This window comes from Methylotenera sp. (genome assembly GCF_030653755.1).
Taxonomy (GTDB): Bacteria; Pseudomonadota; Gammaproteobacteria; order Burkholderiales; family Methylophilaceae; genus Methylotenera.
Window position 1 is genome coordinate 82,042 of record NZ_JAURYU010000045.1, and the last position, 22,445, is coordinate 104,486.

A 22,445-nucleotide genomic window follows, 5' to 3' on the forward strand; every position below is an offset into this window, starting at 1 on the left:
AATAAAACTGGCTGCAAACTTTGAACAATAGATTAAAATTTAATCAAATACTGCCAAACTTGCAGCAAACATGCGTACTTTGTGCAAGCCACAAGGGTGGAAATCTCGGCCTATGTCAGCCATGCCTAAAAGACCTTCCTTGGCACAACGCGACACAATGTCCTCAATGTGCGCTTATTACAAACGGTACAATATGTGGCAGTTGCTTAAGCACATCACCCAGCTTTGATGCAACAGCAGCACTACTCACCTACGATTACCCCATAGACGGCTTATTACAACATTACAAATACAACGCAAGTTTAAATTTAGCCCACACTTTTGCATCGTTATTTGTAGAGAAAAAACACACGCAACTGACCATGCAAAATTCAATCAACCTCATCATCCCAATGCCCATGCATCAGAATCGCTTAAAAGAACGAGGCTTTAATCAAGCACTTGAAATAGCAAAGCTATTGAGCAAGGCTTTAACCATACCACTAGACTACACTGCCTGCCAGCGCACTAAACATACACCCCCACAAGCGAGCCTTAATCTGAAAGAACGTATCAAAAACATCAAAGGTGCGTTTAGTTGCCAACAGAATCTGCAACATTTAAACATTGCGATTATTGATGATGTAATGACAACTGGCGCCAGTTTGAATGAACTCGCTAAAACATTAAAACAAGCAGGCGCTGCCCATGTAGAATGCTGGGTGATGGCAAGAACGTTACCGAAATAAAGGCCCTATCGCATGCTAAACAGCAATAATTAGCGTGACACAAATCTAACTTAACGAAAAACTGATTTTACTTATGTTCCATATTGTTTTATTTGAGCCTGAAATCCCACCAAACACAGGCAACATCATACGGCTATGTGCCAACACCGGCGCGCAATTACACTTAGTGAAACCACTAGGGTTCAGCTTAGAAGACAAACAACTAAAACGCGCAGGCTTGGACTATCACGAATATGCCAACTTAAAGGTGCATGAAAACTGGGAGGCCTGCAAAGCAGCACTTGCAGGCAAGCGACTATTTGCAATTACCACCAAAGGCAGCACTACACATAGTGATATTGCATTTAAAGCTGACGATGTATTTGTATTTGGGCCTGAAACACGTGGCCTATCAGAGGATGTACGCAATGAATTCGCGGCTGAACAACGCGTACGTTTACCAATGCTACCCAATAGCCGTAGCTTGAATTTATCAAACTCTGCTGCGGTATTGCTTTATGAAGCTTGGCGACAAATTGGGTTTGAAGGCGGTAGCTAAGTCCGACTATTCAACCAGGCTATTGCTAAAAACATCATCAACGATGTTATACGCCTTCTGGCTTTTGCTCACGACCTAACAAATCCATCACGGCATCCTGAGCACTTTTACCATGTGATAATGCTTGATTTACCTCACGAGTAATCGGCATATCAACGCCTAATGTTTCAGCGCGACGCATCACCTCGCGTGCGGTGTTCACGCCTTCTGCCACATGACCAAGCCCTTGCAAAATATCTGCTAAGCCTTTACCGCTGGCAAGCTGCAAACCCACTTCTCTATTTCTAGAGTACTGACCAGTACAAGTCAGTATTAAATCGCCAACACCTGCCAAACCCATAAAAGTTTCCGCTTTAGCACCAAGTGCTAAGCCAAAACGCGTCATCTCAGTTAAACCACGAGTAATCATTGCAGCACGTGCATTATTACCAAAACCCATACCATCAGAAATACCAGCGGCAATCGCCATCACATTTTTAACCGCACCACCAACTGACACACCAATCACATCAGTCGTATCGTACACACGTAAATTTGCCCCATGAATCAATAACGCAGCTTCTTTAGCAAAAGCCTCATCATTCGCAGCCAAGGTAACCGCGGTAGGTAAACCACGTACCAGTTCAGCAGCAAAACTAGGCCCAGATAAAGCGCCCCACTTTTGCTCACTGCTCAACTCTTCAAGCGCCACTTCATAGGGCAATTTAGCGGTTTGTGGCTCTAGGCCTTTATGGGCCCAGATAATAGGCAGCGTACACTCTAGTTGCTTAATGTCTTTTAAAATATTTCTAAAGCCAGCAGTCGGTACCACTGATAAAATCAAATCAGCACCATCAAGTGCTATTTGCAAATTATCCTCAATCTGCAACTGGTCATTAAATTTAAAATCACCTAAATACAAAGGGTTTGCTCGCGCTTTACGCATACCAGAAACATGACCAGCATTACGTGCCCACAGTGAAACCTGGTGACGTTGACTGATATTCATCGCCAGCGCCGTTCCCCATGCGCCAGCACCTAATACTGCAATTTTTGCCATTTAATCAAAACCCTAGTTAATCAAAACCCCAAGTAGATGAAACTAAAACATATCCAGTAACACCATCTCGATGCTTTACCCTCAGCCATCCGTTATTAGAGTTAGCCTCTACCAACTCCAGCACAACATCTTTTTCTAATGTTGCAACGACATCGGCACCAACATCTGGATGAGCTCTCATTTCGGTCAGACTTTTAGTGACCAGTACCGAACGCTTAACAGACAAATGTTTAGCTTCTACCCAATTCATACTCCCCTGTGCATCACGAACCTTTAGCCAATCGCCAAGGTTTACCACAACTTCTACAGGATAAAGATGGCTGAGCAATAATACTTTTTTTGCTGAGCTTGATGGCGCATCATACAAGATGGCTTTGGAGACGGCGACAGACCTAAAATCTAATGCAGATGCCGTGATTGGCATCCACATCAGTGCGAAAATTAAAGCAACTTTCGAAAGTCGAGACATTACACTTATTGCACAGAACCTGCTTGTTCAGCTTCTTGTTGCTTTTGTTGTGCAAACAAAGCTTCAAAGTTAATTGGGTTCAACAATACAGGTTGGAAACCAGCACGTACCACTAAATCAGAAACACTTTCGCGTAGGTACGGGAACAGAATATTAGGGCAAGTGATGCCAACAATCATTTCCATATTTTCTGCAGGCACGTTACGAATTTGGAAAATACCCGCTTGTGTTACTTCTACCAAAAATACTGTTTTATCAGCAATTTTAGAGGTAACAGTCACTTTAATTGCCACTTCAAATACGTTTTCTTCAACTTGCTGCGCTAGGTTACTTAGCTCAATGCTTACCTGAGGTTGCGTACGATCTGTAAAAATTTGTGGTGCATGAGGGATTTCTAATGAAACATCTTTCACATAAATTTTTTCAATACTGAAACCAGGTTGTTGCGCTTGCTCTTGTGCTACGTTATTTTCTTCTTGTGCCATAATTTTCTACTTAAAAAATATTAATTAAAATGGGTACTCCGTGACAGAGTGATTTGATACTTATGAAGCTTATTAGAACTTAAGCGCCTATTTTAGCAGAGTTTAATTTCCGACTCTGCTGTAAATCATAGTGAATATACCCTTAACCATCAAAAACGAGTACTTAAGCCAACAATGGATCCAGCCCGCCAGCTAAATCTAAAGCCCGCAAATCATCAAAACCACCAATGTGGCGATCATCAATATAAATTTGTGGCACCGTACGACGCCCCGTCTTTTGCATCATTTCATCGCGTCTTTCTGGCTGCAGATCAATACGGATTTTGTTAATCTCTTTCACACCTTTGCTAGTTAACAAGCGCTCTGCATTGATGCAATAAGGGCAAACCGCTGAGGTGTACATCAAAATATTAGCCATACGATTACGCTTTCACGATGGGGAGTTTTGCTTCAACCCATGCATTAAGACCACCTTTAAGATTATGCACTTGCTTAAACTCAGCCTTACGTAAAATATCGCACGCTTTTGCTGAGCGCGCACCACGCTGACAATTAACTAACACTGGCTTATCTTTATATTTAGCCAATTCATTCAAACGACTAGCCAATTGATCTAGGGGGATATGTTTTGCATCAACAATGTGCCCATTTGCAAACTCGACATCATCACGCACGTCAATCACCAATGCATGGTTGCGGTTAATAAGCGTGACCGCTTCGGTCGTACCTAAGTTAGGCACACCACCCGCGCCTCTTCCAAAACTAGGCAACAACAACATGATGCCAGAGCCAAAGGCCAAGCCAATTAATAAGGCATTATCTTTTATAAATTCCACTGATTACCTTTCAAAGTTTTACGCATTTAATTGTAAGAACTGATATAGCGCTTAGCTAGTACACCTTACATATTTATAATCAGATTTTACGTGTAAATGCGCTAAAATGCTCGTATTGATATCACAATTTATGCAAAAGATTGAGGCGAAATATGTCCCCTAATAAAAATATCACACCAGTTTGTCTATTGATTCTAGATGGTTTCGGTTATCGTGAAGAAATCACCGATAACGCTATTGCACAAGCGAACAAACCAAACTGGGATGCGCTGTGGAAAAACTTCCCACACACATTAATTAACGCCTCTGAACACTATGTAGGATTACCTGATGGGCAAATGGGAAACTCAGAAGTTGGTCATTTGAATATTGGTGCTGGACGCATTGTGTTTCAAGACTATGAGCGCATTAACAATAGCATTACAACGGGCGAGCTTTTTGAACACCCTGTGTTAGCACCCGCTTTGGTAAACATCAAGAACAATGATAAAGCGCTACATATTTTTGGTTTGCTTTCAGATGGAGGCGTACACAGCCATCAAGACCACATTCATGCCATGATTAAAATGGCTGGGATTCACGGCGTGAATAAAGTGTACATACATGCATTCTTAGATGGCCGAGATACGCCCCCAATCAGTGCCGCACCTTATATTGATGCATTGGAGCAGCAATGCAAAAGCGTCGGAGTTGGTAAGATTGCATCAATCAGTGGACGTTTTTATGGCATGGACAGAGACAAACGCTGGCCACGTGTAGAAGCTGCATACAAGTTATTTACAGAGGGCATTGGTGAATTTACGGCCGAAACTGCCCTAGCAGGTTTACAAGATGCATACGCACGCGGAGAAAATGATGAGTTTGTGAAAACCACAGCGATTCATCAGGCCAATGAAGCACCAATCAAGATGGAAGACGGTGACTTGGCTGTGTTTATGAACTTCCGCTCAGACCGTGCACGTCAATTAACACACGCCATACTTGCAGAAGAGTTTGATGGTTTTCACCGTCGCCATGTGCCAAAACTAGCAGGGTTCTTTACATTGACCATGTACGACAAAAAAGAAACCAAAGCGACCGTGATGTTTCCACCTCAGGAAGTGAAGAATACGCTCGGTGAATACATATCAGCACAAGGACTCACCCAACTTAGAATTGCAGAAACTGAGAAATACCCACACGTCACCTTTTTCTTTAATGGGGGTGAAGAAAAGGTGTTTGCTGGTGAAGATAGAATTCTCGTACCATCTCCCAAAGTTGAAACTTACGACCTGCAACCAGAAATGAGTGCAAATGAAGTCACTGAAAAATTAGAAGAAGCGATTTTAAGCAAAAAATACAATACGATTATTTGCAACTATGCTAATTGCGACATGGTTGGTCACTCAGGTAACCTCAAGGCGGCTATTGCTGCTGTAGAGGCATTGGATATCTGTATCGGCCGTGTTGTAAACGCCATGCAGAGTATTGGCGGTGAAGTACTGATTACAGCAGACCATGGCAACGTGGAACAAATGTTTGACACTCAGAACCAACAACCACACACACAGCACACCACTAATCTAGTACCGCTCATTTACATTGGCAGAAAAGGCCAACTAAACGACAATGGCGCACTCTCTGACCTAGCGCCGACTATCCTCAATTTGATGGGTGTTGACCAACCCCATGAAATGACCGGTAAAAACCTAGTTCAATTTAACGCTTAAAGCTAAACACCTCAACACCATGATGCGCCACCGTATTTTGCAAACGACATCAGTGCTGACACTGATGCTCTCGCTACTGCTTCACGCATCATGGTGTTTTGCCGAAAAAAAATCAGAACAACCCAAACAAGCACTAAGTGAATTACAGAAGCAATTAAAAGCACTAAAAAAAGAACTAGACCAAGCACAGGAAGAACACAAAGATGCTACGGACGCACTTAAAGAGAGTGAAGTTGCCATTAGCGGCGCAAATAAAAAACTGCATGAAATCAGCAAGCAACAGACTGATAATAAAAAAGAATTAGCCAAATTAGAAGCCGAATCAAAATCAACCAACCTTGCACTTAGCAAGCAACAAAAACTATTAAGCGGGCAGCTTTATCAGCAATACATCCATGGCCAAGAAAGTTATGTACAAATGATTCTGCAAAGCCAGCGCCCAAGTGAAGTCGCTCGCGATTTGCATTATTACTCCTACGTCGCAAAAGCACGCGCAGACTTCATCAGCAAAATGCAAATGAACTTAAATAAAATTACAAAACTTAACGAGCTAACTACATCTAAGCTGCAAGAAATCACAGCACTCAAACAAAAACAAATGGATGAAAAGCGCATACTTGAGCTTCAAAAGACAAAGAAATCTAAAGTTGTAAAATCACTTTCACAACAGATTGCTGAACAACGTGGGCAAATTAAAAAACTGAGTCGTGACGAAAAGAGACTATCTGAGCTGGTAAGTCGCCTAGCCAAGATTATTCCAAAAAAGAAAAAAGTAGCGAAACCATCACCACAAACTATTCAAACAACACCCCAGGCTAAAGTTGCGATTAGTAATGAAAAGTTACCGAGTGATCATTTTACTGGTGCCAACTTCTCCGCCTTAAAAGGCAAGCTTCGCTTGCCTGTTCGCGGGGAGGTCAGTAACCGCTTTGGTTCCATAAGGCAGGATAGCGGCATCTCATGGAAAGGCTTATTCATAAAAGCCAACGAAGGGGCAGAAGTAAAAGCAGTAGCATCTGGTCGTGTCGTATTTGCCGACTGGTTGAGGGGCTTTGGCAACCTGATTATTCTTGACCATGGCGATGGATACATGAGCCTATATGGAAATAATCAGTCCGTTTTAAGGCAAGAAGGCGAGATGGTCAAAGGCGGAGACACGATTGCCTCAGTTGGCAACACTGGCGGCAATGAATCTAACGGGCTTTATTACGAGCTCAGAAACCAAAGCCGACCATTTGACCCAATGGCATGGAGTAGCTTGAATTAATCAGACTAAAGTAGTTTGTGAAAATAAAGCCACTTTATGAACACTCATAGTTGACTCCTAATCACGGCTGAATCACCAGGCCCAATAAAAAAGCACGCAGATAGCGTGCTTTTTTATTGATAATATCAGCGGTGTACCCGCTGATATTAATGGGGTTATTGCGGTTCTGAATCTGCAAAGCTTGCAACTTCACCAGCTGACGCCGTAGCTGCCGCTTCTGTTTCAGCAGCAATTTGTGCTGGGTCTAAAGTAATGCCAGGAACGCGTTCATCCGCAGATGGCTCATATCCGCCAGATACTGGCGCTACTGGTGCTGGCGCTTCTACTGATTCTGCAACAGGTGCTTCCTCAACTGGCGCAGCTTCCTCTTTCTCGCCACAACCTACTACCAACAAACTTGTCATTCCCAATACCAATAATGAGCGCAATAGCATAGACATAAAATCTCCTTTTATATTTAGATAGTTTAAACAGATGCTCATTGTTTTATATTCAATGATTTAAGCTGTTTTTTTTAAACCAGAGCTTATTCTAACGCATTCAAGATTCTCTGCAACCTTAATGCAAGATGTGCCTGCAATCAATAGTCATAAATCTCACATTTCTTACCGTAACTTAGCTTCAGCCACTTAAAAAGTTATCCATTAAGCACTTTTCAATGATAGAAACGATTAATCACCGATTAAATGAAAAATAACCCGTCGATGACTAGCCACATGTCGATGTTCATATAAGAAAATACCTTGCCACTGACCTAACGCAAGTTTACCTTCTAATAGCGGAATGGATAAATGAGTTTGTGTAAGCGCAGAGCGAACATGGGCAGGCATGTCATCAGGCCCCTCAACTGTATGTATAAATAGAGGATCACCATCAGGTACCAACCGATTAAAGAACGACTCCATATCCACCAATACATCGTGATCGTAATTCTCATTGATCAACAGACTCGCGGAGGTGTGTTGTATATAAAGCGTGACCATGCCTGTGCGTAATCCACTTGATTCCGCCCAATCAATGACTTGCGGCGTAATATCGTAAAGTTTACGTCCATGTGTGTGAATGTTAATTTGTCCTGTTTTTTGTTGCATTGACTACTCCAAACTCAACCATTAATTGCTTATGGAAACGCGAAATAAGTCGCCGAGCGAGATTAAAGTGCACCCGCAAGGGGCGTGCTCGTTAAGTGAAGCAGCTCGGCTTAACGCCAAAGGCGCACGGAACGCAGAAGCCAAGACAGTATGCGATATACAGCGAGGTTGCGACAACCTTTGGTTGCGGTGTAGGCTAACTCGCAAGGCGATGTTAAGTCACTGATAGTGGCGGCTAATCCAAAAAACCGCGCAACGCAACAATTTGCTCGCACAGGCACTTATTCCGCATTTCCTTAGCGTATATCTAAAAACTTAAGCAACACTCAATCCAAACTTACCAACAACCCCATGGCGAGAAATATCCTGCTCCCATTCCAAAGCGCGGACCAAATCTAGACCCATATGCACCAAACCCATAAGGGCTAAAACCAAAACGCTGGTATCGACAAAATGGATCGTCGAAACGCTGACGATTAATCATCTGTTGCTTAAGCTTTGCTAACTCAGCACGTTTATCTTGCTCGCGTTTGTTGATTTCTTCTGCAAGCTTATTTCTTAAGGCAAGCTCACGACTGGTATGAATGTAATCCAGTACTTTTTTATCTACACCACGGTTACTTAAATCTACACTTTGACTAGGCGTAAGCGCATAACTTGAATCTGTCTCTTTTATTTTTTGAATAATCTGCTCGTGGCTGAGCCCTTGTTTAGACAAAGTGACAATTTCATCCAAACTCAATACAGGGTGAGGCTGGGGCATCATTTTCTCTAAGGCCTCGGCAGAAACTCTATCAATTTGAGGATGTGCGCCTGCTTGCCTACCATCGGTTGCGCAACCAGTAGCCAAACTCACAAGCATAAGCAATGCAAAATAAGTATGCTTTTTACTATTGAGCATGATTATCCCCTTCGTTTAAAAATAGGAGACGGCTCAGTAATGGTGCCGTCAAAACTATGATTCTTAATTGGGTAACGAGCCTGTACTTTTTTCACATACTGACGCGTCTCAGGGAACGGCGGAATGCCATTGTATTTATTGACAGCCCCTTCACCAGCATTATATGCGGCCACAGCCAAGGCAACATCGCCTTTAAAGTAAGCGAGCAACCAACGCAAATAAGCCACGCCACCCTTGATATTCTGGCTTGCATTAAATGCATTTTTTACGTTAAATCGCTCGGCAGTGTCAGGAATCAATTGCATCAAACCTTGTGCATGTTGATTGGATTTTGCACCTGTTACAAAGTTTGATTCCACAGAAATAATCGATAACACTAACTTCGCATCTACTTTATACCAAGCTGAAATCGTATCGACCAAATGCAAAATCCAGCGTTTATCCTTTGGTAATCCAGCAATGTACTGGTCAATCACCTCGGCGTTCACATGTGCAGGCGGTGCTTTCTCTGGATCAATCTCAGCAAGCACACAAGATGGCAACTCAACCATGCTTAGCTCTATAGTCTCCAACATTTTTTGCGACTCATAATGCCCTTGCAAAGATGCCGTTGCAAACATCGCAGCGGCTAAGTCCCGATTGGCGGGAACGCCTTTACCAGAGGCATACAACATACCCAGCCTAAACTGCGCCTCTGCACTACCTAGGCGCGATGCCTGGCAATACAACCTCGCAGCCTGCCAATCGCTATCCACATTTTTCACATCCTGCTCCGCCTCTACTGCACGTAAGAGCAAAGACTGAACCACTTCTGGCTCATGATTAAATGCTTCCTGTTCATGTTGGCTGAGTTCTGCGTACGCCACATTTGCCACCGCAACTAGCATGGCAAACACGGCGCTCAATTTACGCATCAATAGAATACTAATCAATCCTCTCCTTTAGCTAAAGGCACTTCATCGTACGACTTTAGGTATTTACTTTTGTGAACACTAACTTTCCTGACTTCACATCAATTTTGACAATATCTTTGGCAATAAAATTCCCTGCCAATATTTCACGTGCTAATGGATTTTCAATTTCGCTCTGTATAGCACGCTTAAGTGGTCTTGCACCATAAACAGGGTCAAATCCTGCATTGGCAATCTCTGTCACTGCTGCATCTGTCAATTCCAACTGCATATCCATTGCCGCTAAGCGCTTAGCAAGGTACTGCAACTGAATTGCTGCGATCGATTTGATATTGGCTTCACCCAGCGCGTGGAATACCACGACCTCATCAATCCGGTTCACAAATTCAGGTCTAAAGTGTGTTTTCACTTCACCCATTACTGCCAGCTTAACCAACTGATAGTCTTGATCATTCATGCTCTGTATCATCTGACTACCAAGGTTAGAAGTCATAATAATCACGGTATTCTTAAAGTCTACAGTACGACCTTGCCCATCGGTTAAGCGACCATCATCTAATACTTGCAACAATACGTTAAATACATCTGGATGTGCTTTTTCTACCTCATCAAGCAAGATAACACTATATGGTTTACGACGCACAGCTTCAGTTAATGTACCGCCCTCTTCATAACCAACATAGCCAGGAGGCGCACCTATCATCCGAGCAACAGAGTGCTTCTCCATAAACTCACTCATGTCGATGCGAATCAGATGATCTTCTGAATCAAACAAAAAGTTAGCGAGTGATTTACATAACTCAGTTTTACCCACGCCTGTTGGCCCTAAAAACAAGAAACTACCATAAGGTCGGTTTGGATCTCCCAAGCCTGAACGTGAACGGCGGATTGCATCTGAAACCAAACGTACAGCTTCATCTTGCCCGACCACGCGCTCATGCAGTTTTGCCTCCATCGTCAGTAATTTTTCACGTTCGCCTGTCATCATTTTGCTCACTGGGATCCCAGTTGCGCGACTCACTACTTCTGCAATTTCATCCGCACCCACTTCAGTGCGCAACATTCTGTGTTTAGTTAAGTCCACACTCACTTCAGCATTGGATGCTTGTTTTAATTGTGCTTCAAGCTGAGGTAACTTTCCATATTGCAGTTCTGAGACTTTCTGCCAGTCGCCTTTACGCGTGGCTTCTTCCATCTCAAATTTTACTTTTTCAATCGCTTCTTTAATATGCGCAGAACCTTGCACCTGTGCTTTTTCTGATTTCCAGATTTCTTCTAAATCAGCGTACTCTTTTTCAAGTTTGCTAATCTCCTCTTCAATCAATTCAAAGCGTTTTTTACTACCCTCATCTTTTTCACGACGGACAGCTTCACGCTCAATTTTAAGCTGAATTAGGCGACGCTCCAACTTATCCATCACTTCTGGTTTTGAGTCGATTTCCATTTTAATGCGACTGGCCGCCTCATCAATCAAATCAATCGCTTTATCTGGTAAAAAACGGTCTGTAATGTACCGATGTGAAAGTTCGGCTGCGGCCACAATGGCAGGGTCAGTAATTTCTACGCCATGGTGCAACTCATACTTCTCTTGCAGGCCTCGCAAAATCGCAATGGTTGCTTCTACACTAGGCTCATCAACTAACACTTTTTGGAAGCGGCGCTCTAACGCGGCATCTTTTTCAATGTATTTTCGATACTCATCTAGTGTCGTTGCACCCACACAATGCAATTCACCACGCGCCAATGCTGGCTTTAGCATATTGCCAGCATCCATTGCGCCCTCTGCTTTACCTGCACCCACCATGGTGTGAATTTCATCAATAAACACAATGGTTTGGCCTTCATCTTGTGCAAGCTCTTTCAACACAGACTTCAAACGCTCTTCAAATTCACCACGGTATTTAGCACCAGCAAGTAATGCTGCCATATCGAGTGACAGTACTTTTTTACCTTTCAGAGACTCAGGCACTTCACCATTAACAATACGCTGTGCCAAGCCTTCTACAATCGCAGTTTTACCTACGCCAGGCTCACCAATTAGCACAGGGTTGTTTTTAGTACGGCGCTGTAACACTTGTATTGCACGACGGATTTCATCATCTCGCCCAATCACAGGATCTAGCTTGCCAAGACGCGCCCGCTCGGTTAAATCAATGGTGAATTTCTTAAGCGACTCACGCTGGCCTTCTGCCTCTTGGCTATCTACATTTTCGTTACCACGTACAGCCTGCACAGCAGCTTCTAAAGCCGTCTTAGTTAAACCGTTTTGCTTGAGCAACTTACCAGCATCGCCTTTATCATCCGCTAAAGCTAATAAAAACATCTCACTAGCAATATAAGCATCTCCGCGCTTTTGCGAAAGTTTATCAGTGACATTCAACAAATTATTCAAATCACGTGAAATAGCCACTTCACCACTGGCATCCGCTGATTTAGGTAGGTTTGCAATGGCTGCAGTTAAGCCTATTTTAAGCTGATTAAGTTGTACGCCTGCGCGCGCTAATAGCGATGCCGTACCTCCGTCGTCTTGCTGCAACAATGCTTGTAGTAAATGTTGCGGTTCAATTGCAGTATTATCAGCGCCCAAAGCAAGGCTTTGCGCATCGTTAATCGCCTGTTGAAATTTAGTGGTTAATTTATCAAAGCGCACAGGTTTCTCCTTATGATTACGCTAATGTTTAAATACTTATATGCAAGCTAGGTGGGGCTGAATGTTTGTTTTTCAATATATAATACAAAGTATTAATTCGTTATTTAAATGGCAATGGAATTAATCGTCTTTTTGACGACGCCATTGCATGGAGTGGATTTTTGCTAACCGATACTTTAAGTGCTGAAGACACACTACCTAATCCAGCTTGGGCGATTTTAGATACCGAAGACCAATGGCAAGCGTTTAGCCAAGCTGTTGACCAAGGTGCGCAGTCTACGTCTGAAACCTTAATAAAATCAGACTTATTACTAGACGGACTTCGTTGCGCGGCCTGCTCAGGCATTATTGAACAAGGCTTACAAGCAACACCAGGCGTCATCAGCGCTCGTGTCAGCATGTCAAAAAAACGCGCCGTGGTTGTATGGTCGCCAAGTGTAACCTTACCCTCCAAAATATTGACGGCGATTCATGATCTTGGTTATAGCGGCTTTCCTGCAACCCAACATGAAGATGACTTAGTCTCCCTGCAAAAACAAAGAGCAGCATTCTGGCGCTGGATGGTGGCTGGCTTCTGCATGATGCAAGTCATGATGTATGCTAGCCCAACTTACTTTACCGCTCCAGATGAAATTTCTAGCGACATTTTGCATCTACTGAACTGGGCATCATGGTTACTGAGCTTACCAGTCCTTTTATTTTCAAGCAGATCTTTCTTTAGTAATGCATTGCGCGACCTAAAACAAAAACAAATCAGCATGGACCTCCCCGTTGCCCTCGGTATTATCATCACATTTATTGTGAGTTCAGCCGCAACGTTTGAACCCAATAGCTGGTGGGGCAATACTGTCTATTTTGATTCGCTCACAATGTTCGTATTTTTCTTACTTTCTGCACGCCTGATTGAAGTAAAAATGCATCGTAAAACGTTAGGTGCACTTGAAAGCTTAGCAAGCCGAATTCCAGAAAATACTGAACGACAAAATCCAGACGGCACATTTACACGGGTGCTGAATACAAAGCTTAAGATTGGCGACATTGTGCGCGTGCAAATTGGCGAGGCATTTCCCGCTGACGGAAAAATCATGTCGGGCAACACCAGTGTCGATGAGTCTCTACTCACTGGTGAATCTACCCCTATCCAAAAAAATGTTAATGATGATGTGATTGCCGGCAGTTACAACCTACGTCAGCCAGTGTGCATCACACTCAATACCATTGGTGAGTCTACAAAGTACGGCCAAATTGTTAACCTTATCAACAATGCGGCAGTAGAGAAACCTCGCCTATCAAAACTCGCAGACCGTGTTGCACGGCCATTCTTAATTTTTGTTATCTTAAGTGCAGCAATTGCAGCAGCACTATTATGGGACGTTGACCGTGGGCGCGCACTGATGACTGCGGCCGCTGTGCTAATCGTTACCTGCCCGTGCGCACTATCTTTGGCAACACCTGCGGCAATGCTTGCTAGCGCCAGTGCTTTTGTGAAACGAGGCATTTTAATCAAGCGCTTGCAAGCCATTGAAAATATTGCAGATATTGATACTGTGATTTTCGACAAGACAGGCACGCTCACTGAAGACCATATTCAGATTAAAGCGATAGAACCCAAAGCAGGGTTTACTCAATTCGATGTATTAGCACTTGCTGCTACCATTGCTCAACATTCGATGCATCCTATTTCTCGCGCACTTTTTAACGCCAATAAAGCAGGCAATTTGAACACGCTAAACTTTGAGTCAAATAATGCCGAATTAAGTAATAGCGAGTTAAATAATACCAAGCTAAGTAATATTGAATTAGATAATATACAAGAAACAGCTGGTGCAGGTATCAGCGCAACCCTCAAGACAGGCACACTTGATACGCCATTATCTGACTTTAATCTTGCAGGTAGCGAGCTAAAACTTGGCTCAGCAACATTTTGTGGCATCTCTGAGCGCAACACAAATTTACAACAAGTCTACTTAGCTAATCACCAAGGCTGGCTAGCGACATTTACCTTACAAGAAGCGATCAAACACAACGCCGCCATTGCAATAAAGTCATTAAAAGACGTTCAGCTAAGTATCGAACTACTCTCTGGCGACCGCTCAATCGCAGTAGAAAATACGGCAAAACAGATTGGTATTACACAATTCCAATCTGCCTGTAGTCCAGAAGATAAACTTTTACGCTTAAAAATACTCAAACAACAAGGTAAGAAAGTATTAATGGTAGGTGACGGCTTGAATGATGGTCCTATTTTAGCCAGCGCTCATGTCTCTATCGCTATGGGTAAAGGAGTGCCACTCACATTAGCACATGCGGATTATGTATTCTTAAATGGTGACATTAGCCAGATTCCGCACCTAATTCGCCATGCCAAGCAAACGATGAGGATTATTAAAGAAAATATCGCTTGGGCGATTGTTTATAATTTAATCAGCATCCCACTCGCTTTCTTCGGCATACTGTCTGCATGGCTGGCTGGTTTAGGTATGGCAGTTAGCTCACTGATTGTGGTGGCTAACGCATTACGTTTAACTAAATTTACATCATCAGAAACTGACACCAACAGTCATCAATAAAGGCTCTCATCATGGACATATTATTTGTACTTATTCCACTCTCAGTCATCATGGCACTCGTTGTACTTGGTGGATTATGGTGGGCAGTTTATCGTGGTCAATTTGAAGATATTGAAGATGAAGGCAAGCGTATTTTAGAAGATGATGACTAAAATAATTTTGTAGTTAAAAGAAATAACTGTTGCACACACATAGATTTGTTTGCAACGCACTGCCAGCATAATCCCAGCCTCAAACTGTGCTTTTCCCCAGTAGCACATGCGCTGAAAAAATCTTTCATAAATATTTCCATTTGTTTCAAATCTGTAACAAATTCTCTTGAGTAATTAATTTTTTTATGCTAGTTTCTGACATGCGTCAAATTGACGCATATGGAATTATGTTAGCAAATCATCAATTGAAACGTAAGGCTTGGATGATGCATGACGGTTTCTGGCTCAAACGGCAACATACTGATTGCAAAGCCAAATAACTCACTATCCCCAACAGGATTTGTCTGGTTGTTTGTGGGTGTTTTCACCATCACCTCGACAATTACTGTGGGGTTTGTTTTAGCAGGTGCTTGGTTGGTGCTGCCGTTTGCTGGGCTTGAGATTCTAGTACTAGCCTACGTGTTAATGAACGCTTATTTGCACTACGGTGACTATGAAAGCATTTCGTTAATTAATGATGATGTAGTGGTTGAGCAATACAGTTACAAAAGTTTTAAGAAATACACTTTTCAACGTTACTGGGTTAGGGTGACATTACGTGAGACCCTAGACGGTACGGTCGCGATTTTCATTGGCTCTCATGGCAAGGAAATCGAGTTTGGCAGTCGTTATATCAACAAAGAAGAGCGAGAGTCCATCGCCAAGCAACTGAAGCAAGATTTAAAAATCGTTTAATGGTTTTTGTTTTGGGAGAAGGTATGTTGAAGCAGGCTATGAAAAAGATTGGTTTCGGTTTATTTTTGTTACTTACAGCGCCCCTAGCGCTTGCTGAGTATCGCTGGAACTTTCCTGAACCAGTAACACCGATGGCGCTTGATACGCTACATGTTCACAATAAATTCATGCTGATTGTTGCCGTGATTTTTGTTGTAGTACTCGCCATCATGATTTACTCATTGATCAAACACCGCAAAAGTGTTGGTCATCAAGCGGTGGCAGACAAAGCACCGTCAACCGCTACAGAAATTTTCTGGACACTCATCCCATTCGTTATTTTACTCGTCATTGACTTTGTCATCATGGGCATTCCTGCATATCACAGCGTGGTTATGATGGAAGACACCAGAAACGAGTCTGACATGGTGCTCAAAGTCACGGGTTCACAATGGCGCTGGCAATATGAGTACATGGGCAATACCGACAAAGGAAGCCAAGATGGTTTGGTCGATGCAAAAGGTATTAAGTTTGTCAGCAACCTTTCCACTCCTCAAAACCAAGTGGATGGCACCGTACCTCCTGTAGACACCCCCGACAGCCCTTATCTATTAGATGTAGACAACCGACTTGTGCTACCAGTCGGTGCAAAGGTCCGCATATTAATGACATCGACCGATGTATTGCACAACTGGTGGGTACCGCAATTCGGCTCCTCCCGTCTGGCAGTGCCAGGGTTTATTCGTGAAACCTGGGTACAAGTGGATAAAGCAGGTACTTATCGCGGTCAATGTAAAGAGTTGTGTGGCAAAGGCCACGGTTATATGCCTGTGGTGGTAGACGCACTGCCTAAAGAAGAATACGCCGCATGGGTCGCGCTTAAAAAGAATGAGATTAACGAGCAAGCGGCAGGTGCAGATAAAGAGTGGTCTAAAGACGAGTTAATGGAGCAAGGGAAAGTCGTCTACGAGAAAAACTGTGCAGTGTGCCATATGGCATCAGGTGCAGGGTTACCTCCAGCCTTCCCTGCGCTTACTGGCAGTAAAATTACAACCTCACCAATATTTGATGCTGATGGCAAATATCTACCAGATAGCCATATGGATCGAGTACTAAACGGTGTGCGTGTCATGCCAGCATGGAAAGCACTATTAAATGATACGGAAATTGCCGCTGTCATTACTTACGAACGTAACGCGCTGGGTAACAGCGTAGGCGATGTTGTTCAGCCTTCGCAAGTTAAAGCTGCGCGTCAATAAATATAGGTACAGGAGATAATTATGAGCACTACAACAGTCGCACATCATGATGAGCACACTGACCATCCCACTGGGATTATGCGTTGGCTCACCACGACCAACCATAAAGACATTGGCACCATGTACCTGACATTTTCACTTATTATGTTCTTGGTAGGTGGCTCAATGATTTTGGGCATTCGTGCAGAGCTATTTCAGCCTGGTCTACAATTGATGAACCCCGATTTCTTTAATCAGCTCATCGGCGTGCATGCCCTTATTATGATTTTTGCTGCATTAATGCCCGCTGCTACAGGCTTTGCTAACTGGATGATTCCGCTACAAATTGGCGCTCCAGATATGGCTTTGCCGCGTTTAAATAACTGGGGTTTCTGGCTACTGCCACCTTCAGCAATTTTACTCACACTTCCATTTACCTTAGCACTATTTGGGATTGGTGATGGCGCGTTAGCTACTGGCTGGACATTCTACCCACCACTCTCCATTCAAGGTGGCATTGGTGTCGACTTCGCAATTTTTGCAGTTCACTTACTCGGCATTTCATCTGTATTAGGTTCTATTAACATCATTGTTACATTATTTAATATGCGTGCACCTGGCATGACATTTATGAAAATGCCGATGTTTGCATGGGGCTGGTTGATTACCGCATTCTTGTTGATTGCAACCATTCCAGTACTCGCTGGTGCCGTGACGATGCTACTCACAGACCGTCATTTTGGCACGCACTTTTTTGACGCGGCTGGTGGCGGTGACCCTATCATGTTCCAGCACTTATTTTGGTTCTTTGGTCACCCTGAGGTTTATATCTTATTGTTACCAGTATGGGGTTTCATTCCACAAATTTTACAAACATTCTCACGCAAACCAATGTATGGCTACAAAGCACAAGTTTATTCATTAATAGCCATTGGCGCGATGTCTATCATTGTGTGGGCACACCATTTCTTTACTGCGGGGATGCCTGTCCCAGCTTTGCTCTACTTTATGTATAGCACAATGGCGATTTCACTACCGCTTGCAGTGCTGTTTTTCTGTTGGATTAAAACCATGTGGCGCGGCTCTATGAGCTTTGAAACACCCATGTTATTTACTGTCGGCTGGATTATTCTATTTGGTATTGGCGGCCTAACTGGCTTAGTGCTAGCAGACGTTGCAGCAGATGCGCAATATCACAATAGTTACTTTGTAGTGGCGCATTTCCACTACACACTATTTGCTGGCGGCATCATGGGCATTATGGCTGGCGTTTATTACTGGCTACCAAAAATGACTGGACATATGTATAACGAAAAGCTTGGCCAATTGCACTTCTGGTTAACCGCAATTTCGTTTAATCTAACATTCATTCCACAGTTCTTCTTAGGCTTAGCTGGCATGCCACGTCGCATACCAGACTATGCATTACAGTTTGCTGAGTTCAATATGATCTCTTCAATTGCTGCGTTTGTACTCGGGTTATCACAACTCATCTTCGTGTATAACATTATCAGCACCGTCAGAGGTGGCAAAAAAGCTACTGACCAAGTGTGGGAAGGTGCTGAAGGGCTGGAGTGGACATTATCATCCCCCCCTCCTTACCATAGCTTTTCAGAGCAACCGACAGTTAAATAAGACACGGTTAAATAAGATAAGTTAAATAGGATAAAAGTGATTGCAGCGATATGAAAAACCAAGAAACTACTAGACGCAATAAAAACAAAAAAGTGGCAATCGTTTTGGCTGTGATTGCATTTATTTGGTATTTGGCATCAATGTTTACCGTATGGAAATAGATGCCGACAAAAGAGAACCCAGCTCAACTGAGCTAAGATCGATAGCCAATAAGAAGTTAGGCTACAAAATGGTGTGGATTGTAGCTGGGTCTCTTTTGTTTGCGTTTGCGCTAGTGCCACTTTATGACGTGTTATGTACGATTACAGGACTAAATGGCAAAACAAAAAGTACAGCAAGTGAGTTAAGCAACACAAAAGTTGATGAAACCAGATGGGTAACAGTGCAGTTTACGTCCAGCACGATGCCAGGGTTAGGCTGGAACTTTTATCCTAAACAATCCAGTATAAAAGTGCGCCCAGGTAAAGTTGAAACAGTATTGTTTGAAGCCAAGAACATTACAAGTAGAGTAGTTGCAGGCAGGGCTGTACCGAGCGTTACACCAGGCGCAGCTGCCGCCCATTTAAAAAAACTGGAATGCTTTTGTTTTGAAAGGCAGGCCTTAAATCCAGGAGAAACAAAAGTAATGCCTTTACGTTTTTTTGTTAGTCCAGATATACCCGCAGACGTAAAAGAGATGACCTTATCCTATGCGTTTTTTAGTATAGATTAAACAATCATCAAAATAAGTAATACCAAAACAGATAATAAATAGATAAGCAGTTGATAGTTATAGATAATAAATCTGAGAAATAACGAAAATTAAACCTCGAGATAAATCAATTAAGCATCATTATTGATTTTATTTTAGCTACAAGTAAGTTAAATAATGTAATGGGGAGCTTATGCATGACAACACATTCAAATAATCATTACTATGTCCCACATGGTGCTTTGTATCCTGTGACGATATCAGCAGGGTTACTGGCGCTCGCGTCAGGCTTTATTTTTAGTGTCGCTACTGATACCAACAAAGACCTTGCTTACCTGCAAACACCAGGAAAGTGGATGATGTATATAGGCGCAGCAATCATCATTCTCATGACTTTTAAATGGCTCAGCGCAGTGGTGATTGAAAGCATTACTGGTCAATATAAACAATGGGAAGATAAATCTTTTCGCATCGGGATGATTGCGTTTATTTGCTCTGAACTTGCCTTCTTTGCAGCATTTTTCGGCGCATTATTTTACATGCGCATCATTTCAGTACCCGACCTTGCTGCATTCGACCCCTTGTTCACACCCTATAAAGACTTTCTAGGTACGTGGCCATCAGCAGGCCCTGGCGGCGTAGTATTAGGCACAGAGTACACACCAGGCAAACTCACCCCGATGGGCGCATGGGGCTTGCCAGCAATCAATACCGCATTACTGCTAACCTCTGGCGCCACGATTACCTGGGCACATTGGGGTTTGCTTAAAGACAACCGTAAACAGTTAATATTAGGTCTATTTCTGACCGTTGCATTAGGTACTGCATTCTTAATCTGCCAAGCATTTGAATATTATGAAGCATACACCCACATGGGCTTAACAATGGGTAGTGGTGCTTATGGGGCAACATTCTTCATGCTGACAGGCTTTCACGGCTTTCATGTCACATTAGGTACCATCATGCTAATTGTCATTTTATTACGCTCAATGAAAGGCCACTTCTCTGCCAAAAATCACTTTGGATTTGAAGGCGTTGCATGGTACTGGCATTTTGTAGACGTAGTCTGGCTAGGTCTATTCATTTTTGTGTATTGGCTATAACGTAATAAAAAATAAGCGGTGCATTTGCACCGCTTATTTAACCTATCACTACTGCATTAAAACTTGAGCATTAAACGTTTGCTCAATAATAAACTACACAGAAGCGTGTGGGATCCAATTGAAGTAATATCCTATTAACAAGAAAGCAAATAATACGATTGAAAGACCAATACGTAAGGTCAATGCTTTTGCAGTGCGAACGCCAGCATCTTTGTCTTTAGCTAGAAAATATAACGCTGAGAACAAGCTGGCAATAATAACGAACAGTACCAACACAATAACAACTTTGAATATCATAATTATGTCCTATCAGTTTAGTTGAGTCATTATGCGATGCACGTCACACAAATGCAATTTAGATTAGGAAATTACTTATTTTGCCCATCTTGGCTAGGGTTCATCATCCTCATGATTTGCATTCCATTATTCATCAAACTTGGCTTGTGGCAATACAACAAAGCGGAGCTAAGAAAAGAAATACAATCTAGCTACAATGCCTCTCTAGATCACGATGCATTAACTTTACCTAACAACATCAATCACCTAGATGCTTGGAAATACAAAAAAGTAAAAATAAAAGGTCATTACGAAACAAAATATCAAATCCTGCTCGACAATCAAGTTGAAGAAAACGTTGCAGGTTTCCACGTCATTACGCCATTAAAATTGGATGGTAGCAATGATTATGTATTGATCAATAGAGGTTGGGTGGCTGGCGGGGCTAATCATACAGATATTCCAGCAATCAGCACCCCCAATGAACCACTTGAAATTATTGGATTAGTTTGGGTTCCAAGCAAAAAGATTTTCACGCTAGAAAGTGATGCGGAAAAAAATCACTGGAATACAGTCTGGCAACACATGGATATGGATCGCTACCAAAAGAATGTGCCTATTCACATCTTGCCGCTGGTGATTAAATTAGATGTTAAAAGTGATGCTGGCGGCTTTGTGCGCAACTGGCAACTACCAGCGAGTAAAATTGCTACCAATATAGGCTACGCTTATCAATGGTTTGGGTTCACGATTGCAAGCATTCTTATCTTTTTATTCACCAGCATTAAAAAAGCCAACAATACAAAAACATAGGCAAAGTGACATGATAAATACTGACACAAGCAATATTGAGCACATTGATCAACAACGCAGAGGACGGCTAATCCTTCTTTGTATGTTGATTTTTTTCATCACCCCTGTCATTGCAGTCATTGCGATGTACAAACTGGACTGGCGCCCCAAAGGTGAAAGCATAGGCGAGCTGGTAACACCAGCAAAAGCGCTTACCATGAATCAGTCACTTATTGATAGCAATGGCACGGTAGTCACCATCGATCTTTTGAAAGAAAAATGGAGCATGGTTTACATCACTGCCGACTGCGATACGCAATGTAAAGACAAACTGCATCAAATGCGCCAACTGCATGTATCTTTATACAAAGAAATTCCACGCATGCAACGTGTACTATTCACCACCGCATCAGAAATTACGGAGATCAAACAAAACTACCCAGACCTCTTGATTGTGAATCAACCTAGAACCGATGTTATTTCATTCGGCGAGCAATTCAACATTCACGATGAATCATCCATAAGCGCAGGCAGAATCTATCTCATTGATCCACTAGGCCATCTTATCATGAGCTATAGCCCATCAACATCACCAGCGCTAGTTCGCAAAGACATTACGCGGCTAATGAAATACTCTTGGACAGGCTAAC

General features: G+C 42.7%; 24 protein-coding genes. 13 read left to right on the forward strand and 11 right to left on the reverse strand.

Features of this window, described 5'->3' with window-relative positions; translation table 11 throughout:
- The first annotated feature begins 20 nt into the window (after positions 1-20).
- Both Q7U33_RS08425 and trmL read left to right on the forward strand, forming a co-directional pair.
- Positions 21-728 (forward strand): ComF family protein, encoded by a 708-nt coding sequence (locus Q7U33_RS08425; protein WP_304859706.1) that lies wholly within the window; start codon positions 21-23, stop codon positions 726-728.
- Between the two features lie 73 nt (positions 729-801).
- Entirely contained in the window at positions 802-1,266 is a 465-nt protein-coding gene (trmL, locus tag Q7U33_RS08430) for a tRNA (uridine(34)/cytosine(34)/5-carboxymethylaminomethyluridine(34)-2'-O)-methyltransferase TrmL (RefSeq protein ID WP_304859709.1), read from the forward strand.
- 46 nt (positions 1,267-1,312) lie between these two features.
- On the opposite strand, the gene Q7U33_RS08435 is transcribed toward trmL, so the two are convergent.
- The 5 genes from Q7U33_RS08435 to Q7U33_RS08455 form a co-directional block, all read right to left on the reverse strand.
- Positions 1,313-2,305, reverse strand: a complete 993-nt coding sequence (locus tag Q7U33_RS08435; protein WP_304859711.1) for an NAD(P)H-dependent glycerol-3-phosphate dehydrogenase — start codon at positions 2,303-2,305, stop codon at positions 1,313-1,315.
- Between the two features lie 16 nt (positions 2,306-2,321).
- Positions 2,322-2,774, reverse strand: a complete 453-nt coding sequence (locus tag Q7U33_RS08440) for an SH3 domain-containing protein (protein WP_304859713.1) — start codon at positions 2,772-2,774, stop codon at positions 2,322-2,324.
- A 5-nt stretch (positions 2,775-2,779) separates the two neighbouring features.
- Positions 2,780-3,259, reverse strand: a complete 480-nt coding sequence (secB, locus tag Q7U33_RS08445; RefSeq protein WP_304859715.1) for a protein-export chaperone SecB — start codon at positions 3,257-3,259, stop codon at positions 2,780-2,782.
- 163 nt (positions 3,260-3,422) lie between these two features.
- Positions 3,423-3,677 carry a glutaredoxin 3 gene (gene grxC / locus Q7U33_RS08450; RefSeq protein WP_304859717.1) on the reverse strand — a complete coding sequence of 85 codons (255 nt, stop codon included), beginning with the start codon at positions 3,675-3,677 and terminating at the stop codon, positions 3,423-3,425.
- 4 nt (positions 3,678-3,681) lie between these two features.
- Positions 3,682-4,095 (reverse strand): rhodanese-like domain-containing protein, encoded by a 414-nt coding sequence (locus Q7U33_RS08455; RefSeq protein WP_304859719.1) that lies wholly within the window; start codon positions 4,093-4,095, stop codon positions 3,682-3,684.
- Between the two features lie 152 nt (positions 4,096-4,247).
- Between Q7U33_RS08455 and gpmI the strand changes: the two genes are divergently transcribed.
- Positions 4,248-5,804, forward strand: a complete 1,557-nt coding sequence (gpmI, locus tag Q7U33_RS08460) for a 2,3-bisphosphoglycerate-independent phosphoglycerate mutase (RefSeq protein WP_304859721.1) — start codon at positions 4,248-4,250, stop codon at positions 5,802-5,804.
- A 22-nt stretch (positions 5,805-5,826) separates the two neighbouring features.
- Positions 5,827-7,071, forward strand: coding sequence for a murein hydrolase activator EnvC (locus Q7U33_RS08465; RefSeq protein WP_304860199.1), 1,245 nt, complete (start codon positions 5,827-5,829; stop codon positions 7,069-7,071).
- 155 nt (positions 7,072-7,226) lie between these two features.
- On the opposite strand, the gene Q7U33_RS08470 is transcribed toward Q7U33_RS08465, so the two are convergent.
- From Q7U33_RS08470 to clpB, 5 genes are all read right to left on the reverse strand, one after another.
- On the reverse strand, positions 7,227-7,511 hold the full coding sequence (locus tag Q7U33_RS08470; protein WP_304859723.1) for a hypothetical protein: 285 nt from the start codon (positions 7,509-7,511) through the stop codon (positions 7,227-7,229).
- Between the two features lie 231 nt (positions 7,512-7,742).
- Positions 7,743-8,162 (reverse strand): secondary thiamine-phosphate synthase enzyme YjbQ, encoded by a 420-nt coding sequence (locus tag Q7U33_RS08475; protein WP_304859725.1) that lies wholly within the window; start codon positions 8,160-8,162, stop codon positions 7,743-7,745.
- A 337-nt stretch (positions 8,163-8,499) separates the two neighbouring features.
- Positions 8,500-9,063 (reverse strand): hypothetical protein, encoded by a 564-nt coding sequence (locus Q7U33_RS08480; RefSeq protein WP_304859727.1) that lies wholly within the window; start codon positions 9,061-9,063, stop codon positions 8,500-8,502.
- Between the two features lie 2 nt (positions 9,064-9,065).
- Complete coding sequence (locus Q7U33_RS08485) at positions 9,066-9,995, reverse strand: lytic transglycosylase domain-containing protein (protein ID WP_304859729.1); 930 nt, start codon at positions 9,993-9,995, stop codon at positions 9,066-9,068.
- Between the two features lie 37 nt (positions 9,996-10,032).
- Positions 10,033-12,624 (reverse strand): ATP-dependent chaperone ClpB, encoded by a 2,592-nt coding sequence (gene clpB / locus Q7U33_RS08490; RefSeq protein ID WP_304859731.1) that lies wholly within the window; start codon positions 12,622-12,624, stop codon positions 10,033-10,035.
- A 161-nt stretch (positions 12,625-12,785) separates the two neighbouring features.
- On the opposite strand from clpB, the gene Q7U33_RS08495 reads away from it, so the two are divergent.
- The 7 genes from Q7U33_RS08495 (at position 12,786) to Q7U33_RS08525 (ending at position 20,727) form a co-directional block, all read left to right on the forward strand.
- Positions 12,786-15,194: a cation-translocating P-type ATPase gene (locus Q7U33_RS08495; protein WP_304859733.1), complete on the forward strand. Its 2,409-nt coding sequence runs from the start codon at positions 12,786-12,788 to the stop codon at positions 15,192-15,194.
- 11 nt (positions 15,195-15,205) lie between these two features.
- Entirely contained in the window at positions 15,206-15,346 is a 141-nt protein-coding gene (ccoS, locus tag Q7U33_RS08500) for a cbb3-type cytochrome oxidase assembly protein CcoS (protein WP_304859735.1), read from the forward strand.
- Positions 15,347-15,616: 270 nt separating this feature from the next.
- On the forward strand, positions 15,617-16,081 hold the full coding sequence (locus Q7U33_RS08505; protein ID WP_304859736.1) for a DUF2244 domain-containing protein: 465 nt from the start codon (positions 15,617-15,619) through the stop codon (positions 16,079-16,081).
- Positions 16,082-16,104: 23 nt separating this feature from the next.
- A complete protein-coding gene (gene coxB, locus Q7U33_RS08510) occupies positions 16,105-17,319 on the forward strand; it encodes a cytochrome c oxidase subunit II (RefSeq protein WP_304859738.1) in 1,215 nt (404 codons plus the stop codon).
- Positions 17,320-17,340: 21 nt separating this feature from the next.
- Complete coding sequence (gene ctaD, locus Q7U33_RS08515) at positions 17,341-18,933, forward strand: cytochrome c oxidase subunit I (protein WP_304859740.1); 1,593 nt, start codon at positions 17,341-17,343, stop codon at positions 18,931-18,933.
- 151 nt (positions 18,934-19,084) lie between these two features.
- On the forward strand, positions 19,085-19,645 hold the full coding sequence (locus tag Q7U33_RS08520; RefSeq protein ID WP_304859742.1) for a cytochrome c oxidase assembly protein: 561 nt from the start codon (positions 19,085-19,087) through the stop codon (positions 19,643-19,645).
- Between the two features lie 176 nt (positions 19,646-19,821).
- Positions 19,822-20,727: a cytochrome c oxidase subunit 3 gene (locus tag Q7U33_RS08525; protein ID WP_304859744.1), complete on the forward strand. Its 906-nt coding sequence runs from the start codon at positions 19,822-19,824 to the stop codon at positions 20,725-20,727.
- A 93-nt stretch (positions 20,728-20,820) separates the two neighbouring features.
- Here the strand turns inward: Q7U33_RS08525 and Q7U33_RS08530 are convergent, their stop codons facing one another.
- Positions 20,821-21,024: a twin transmembrane helix small protein gene (locus tag Q7U33_RS08530; protein ID WP_304859746.1), complete on the reverse strand. Its 204-nt coding sequence runs from the start codon at positions 21,022-21,024 to the stop codon at positions 20,821-20,823.
- A gap of 51 nt (positions 21,025-21,075) precedes the next feature.
- On the opposite strand from Q7U33_RS08530, the gene Q7U33_RS08535 reads away from it, so the two are divergent.
- Positions 21,076-21,816: an SURF1 family protein gene (locus Q7U33_RS08535; RefSeq protein ID WP_304859748.1), complete on the forward strand. Its 741-nt coding sequence runs from the start codon at positions 21,076-21,078 to the stop codon at positions 21,814-21,816.
- A 10-nt stretch (positions 21,817-21,826) separates the two neighbouring features.
- On the forward strand, positions 21,827-22,444 hold the full coding sequence (locus Q7U33_RS08540) for a hypothetical protein (RefSeq protein ID WP_304859750.1): 618 nt from the start codon (positions 21,827-21,829) through the stop codon (positions 22,442-22,444).
- Position 22,445 lies beyond the last annotated feature (1 nt).